Origin of the sequence: Streptomyces sp. NPDC058955, assembly GCF_042741435.1 — a bacterium.
Taxonomy (GTDB): Bacteria; Actinomycetota; Actinomycetes; order Streptomycetales; family Streptomycetaceae; genus Streptomyces.
Window position 1 is genome coordinate 1 of the sequence record NZ_JBHYKM010000216.1, and the last position, 3,519, is coordinate 3,519.

The window sequence follows — 3,519 nt, forward strand, 5'->3', positions numbered from 1 at the left end:
GTGACGGCGAGGACGCCGCCGGGGCGCAGCACCCGGGCCGCCTCGGCGACGATCTCCCCGGTGAACGGCACCAGATGGAGCAGCCACACCGCGCAGACCGCGTCGAGGCTCGCGTCGGGGAACGGCAGCCGGCGGGCGTCGGCGCGGACCACCCGGCCGGGGAGCCGCCGGCCGGCGGCCCCGAGCAAGGCGTGGGCGGCGTCGGCGCCGAGGACGCGCAGCCCGGGCCGGGCGATCCGCTCGGTGACGAGGCCGGTGCCGCAGGCGAGGTCGAGGAGGGTGCGGGCGCCGGGCGGCAGCAGCCGCAGCACGGCGCCGGCCGCCGCCTCGGCCCGGGGCACACCGCCCCGGGTCTCGTCGTAGTGGGCCGCCTCGGTCTCGTAGTCGAGCAGGGTGTCCGCCATGGGCGACAGCCTACGGAGCGGACGGTGGGTCAGTGCGCCCCGTGGCCGGGGGCGATGGCCTCGACGCGCTGGGCGAGGCCGAAGTCCTTCTCGGTGAGGGCGCCGCCGGCGGAGTGGGTGGAGACGGCCAGGGCGACCGAGTCGTAACCGAGCGTCAGATCCGAGTGGTGGTTCAGCTCCTGCTGGATCTGGGCGACGTGGACGACGAGCGCGGTGGCGGCGAAGTGGTCGGGGAGCCGGTAGGAGCGGACCAGGCGCGCGTCCTCGACGGACCAGCCGGGGAGCTCCCGCAGTCGGTCCTCGATCTCCTTCTGCGACAGCGGCTGCGTGGGCACGGGGGTGCTCCCTCCGGTCGGTGGTGCGCGGGGTGGGGTACGTGGTGCGGGCGGTGGTCCCCGGGGGGAACGTACCCGGTCACCCCTCTGGGATACCGTCTGCGCATGACAACAGTCGTGAGCGACACGGGGGTGGGACCGCTGCTGCGCGGCTGGCGCGAGCGGCGGCGGCTGAGCCAGCTGGAGCTGGCGCTGCGGGCGGATTCCTCGGCGCGGCACATCTCCTTCGTGGAGACGGGCCGGTCGCGGCCGAGCGAGGAGATGATCCTCAGGCTCGCCGAGCACCTGGACGTGCCGGTGCGGGACCGCAACGCGCTGCTGCTCGCGGGCGGTTACGCGCCCCGGTACGCGGAGTCGACGCTGGACGCGCCGGAGCTGGAGACGCTGCGGGACGGCCTCGCGCGGCTGCTCCGGGGGTACGAGCCGTACCCGGCGGTGGTGGTGGACGGTTCGTACACGGTGGTGGCCGCCAACCGGGCGATCGGGATGCTCCTCGACGGGCTGCCGGAGCATCTGCTGACGCCGCCGATGAACGTCATGCGGATCACCCTGCACCCGGAGGGCCTGGCGCCCCGGATCCGCAATCTGCGCGAGTGGCGGGGGCATCTGCTGGCCCAGATGGAGCGTCAGATCGCCTTCGCCCGCTCGGACGCGCTGCGGGCGGTGTACGAGGAGGTGACGGCGTATCCGCTGCCGGAGCCGGCGGGTGGCGGTGCCGCCGAGGACACCGAGGACCCGGAGCCGTACCCGTACTTCGCGCTGCCGCTGCGGATCGAGCACGACGGGCGGGTGCTGTCCTTCGTGTCGTCGATCTCGACGTTCAACACGCCGATGGACGTGACCGTCGCCGAGCTGGCCATCGAGACGATGCTCCCGGCCGACCCGGCGACGGTGGAGTACCTGCGCTCCCTCAGCGGGTGACGGCCCGCAGCGCGGACCACTGGAGGACGGCGAAGCCGGCGACGGTGCCGGCCTGCATCGGGGTCCAGACGAGGCCGGCGGTGGTGGGGTCGAGCCAGGCGGCGAGGGCGACCAGGCTGAGGACGGCCCACAGCAGGTTGGCGTCGACGACCAGCTTCACGGCGAGCGCCGGGGGCGCCGGGCGGCTCGCGAGCCAGGCGACGCCGGCGGCGAAGGCGGTGAGGAAGAGGCCGAGTCCGAGGAGCAGGGCGGGGTCCACGCCGAGGAGTTCGCCGAGCGGGCCGGAGGCGAGGGCGTAGGCGAGGCCGTTGGCCCCGGTGACGACGGCGTCCAGGGCGAGGAACCGGCGGACCATGGACTGCGGCTGGGTGGTGCGGGCGAGACCGGCGAGCAGGGCCTGGGACATGGCGGATCACCCTCCTGAGGGGGTCGTTCGTGCGCTGGGGAGCCGGTGCCCGGGCGGAGTGCGCCGCCCGGGTCCCGGTGGTTCAGAGCTTGCCGCCGGGGGCGGGTGCGGGTCGATTACCCGGGAGGTCATGCCGGAGTGCGGACTCCTCCGGCGCGGGCCGGGCGGCGTGTGTAGGGTGCGCGCCGGGCGGCGCGCGCCGCCCCGTCACGGGGAGGACACGCGGATGGCGCGGGACAGACGGCGGGCCGGCCTGGTGGCCACGGGGGACGATCACGCGGTGACGCCCGCCGAGCTCTTCTTCGACCTGGTGTTCGTGTACGCGATCACGCAGGTCACGGCGTTGATGGCGGCGGCGCCGTCGCCGGTGCGGATGGCCGGCGGCATGGTGGTGCTGGCGCTGCTGTGGTGGTGCTGGTGCTGTTTCGCCTGGCTGGGCAATGTCGTGCGGGCCGATTCGGGCGGGCTGTTCGGGGTCCTGGTGACCGTGATGGCGGTCGTGCTGATCGTGTCGTTCGTGGTGCCCGAGGTGTTCGCGGACGCGCCGGGCGGGCTGCCGGCGCCGCTGGTGTTCGTGCTCTGCTACGGGGCGGTACGGGTGCTGCACCTGGTCTCGTACTGGCTGAGCGCGCCCGGCGACACGGCGTTGCGCCGGACCCTGCGGCGGACCGCGCTGCTGTCGGTGCTGCCGCCGCTGGTGCTGCTGTTGATCGGTTCGGCGTACACGGGCCGGGCGCAACTGCTGCTGTGGCTGGGGGCGGTGGCGGTGGACTACGGCGGGATCTACGTCACGGGTTCGTCGGGCTGGCGGGTCAACTCGCCCGGGCACTTCGCCGAGCGGCACGGGCTGATCGTGATCATCGCGCTGGGCGAGTCGATCGTGGCGATGGGCGTCGGCGTGTCGGGCTTCCCGCTGACGGTGGCGGTGCTGGGCGCGGCGACGGCCGGGCTGCTGCTGTCGGCGGGTCTGTGGTGGCTGTACTTCCGGCAGTTGGGCGAGGGGGCGGAGCACCGGCTCGCGGCGCTGGACGGCGACGACCGCACCCGTTTCGCCCGGGACGTGTACACCTTCCTGCACCTGCCGCTGGTGGCGGGCGTGGTGCTGTGCGCGCTCGGCATGAAGAAGGTCCTGCAGCAGGTCGCCGACACCGGGCACTACGGGCTCGCGGAGCCGTTGCACGGGGTGGTGGCCTGGTCGCTGACGGGCGGGGTCGGCGTCTATCTGCTGGGTGCGGCGGCGATCGTGCGGCGGACCTCGGGCCGGCCGCCGGTGGCGCTGGTGGCGGGCGGGGTGTGCGGGCTGCTGGCGGGGCCGCTGGTGGGGCTCGTCCCGGGGCTGGTCGCGCTGGTGGCGCTGGCCGTGGCGACGGTGGGGCTGCTGGCCGTCCACGGGCGGCGGGGCGCGGGCGCTCCGGCCGCCGTCGCGGAGGCGTGACGGCGGCTCAGTAGGCGG

The 3,519-nt window shown here is 74.8% G+C and carries 4 protein-coding genes and 1 pseudogene; 2 read left to right on the plus strand and 3 right to left on the minus strand.

Annotation, left to right across the window (positions count from 1 at the left end; genetic code table 11):
* Window positions 1-392, minus strand: a 392-nt coding sequence (locus ACFW1I_RS37840) for a class I SAM-dependent methyltransferase (protein ID WP_384678584.1), incomplete at its 3' end; no start/stop codon positions are given.
* Window positions 393-433: 41 nt separating this feature from the next.
* Window positions 434-739 carry a 4a-hydroxytetrahydrobiopterin dehydratase gene (locus ACFW1I_RS37845; RefSeq protein ID WP_384678578.1) on the minus strand — a complete coding sequence of 102 codons (306 nt, stop codon included), beginning with the start codon at window positions 737-739 and terminating at the stop codon, window positions 434-436.
* 105 nt (window positions 740-844) lie between these two features.
* On the opposite strand from ACFW1I_RS37845, the gene ACFW1I_RS37850 reads away from it, so the two are divergent.
* Window positions 845-1,660: a helix-turn-helix domain-containing protein gene (locus ACFW1I_RS37850; protein WP_384678580.1), complete on the plus strand. Its 816-nt coding sequence runs from the start codon at window positions 845-847 to the stop codon at window positions 1,658-1,660.
* Here ACFW1I_RS37850 and ACFW1I_RS37855 read toward each other — a convergent pair.
* Window positions 1,650-2,066, minus strand: coding sequence for a hypothetical protein (locus tag ACFW1I_RS37855; protein ID WP_384678582.1), 417 nt, complete (start codon window positions 2,064-2,066; stop codon window positions 1,650-1,652). The two genes, ACFW1I_RS37850 and ACFW1I_RS37855, sit on opposite strands and share 11 nt — an antisense overlap.
* A 226-nt stretch (window positions 2,067-2,292) precedes the next feature.
* Between ACFW1I_RS37855 and ACFW1I_RS37860 the strand changes: the two are divergent.
* A pseudogene (locus ACFW1I_RS37860) lies at window positions 2,293-3,387 on the plus strand (low temperature requirement protein A); the annotation flags it as partial.
* Window positions 3,388-3,519: the final 132 nt, after the last annotated feature.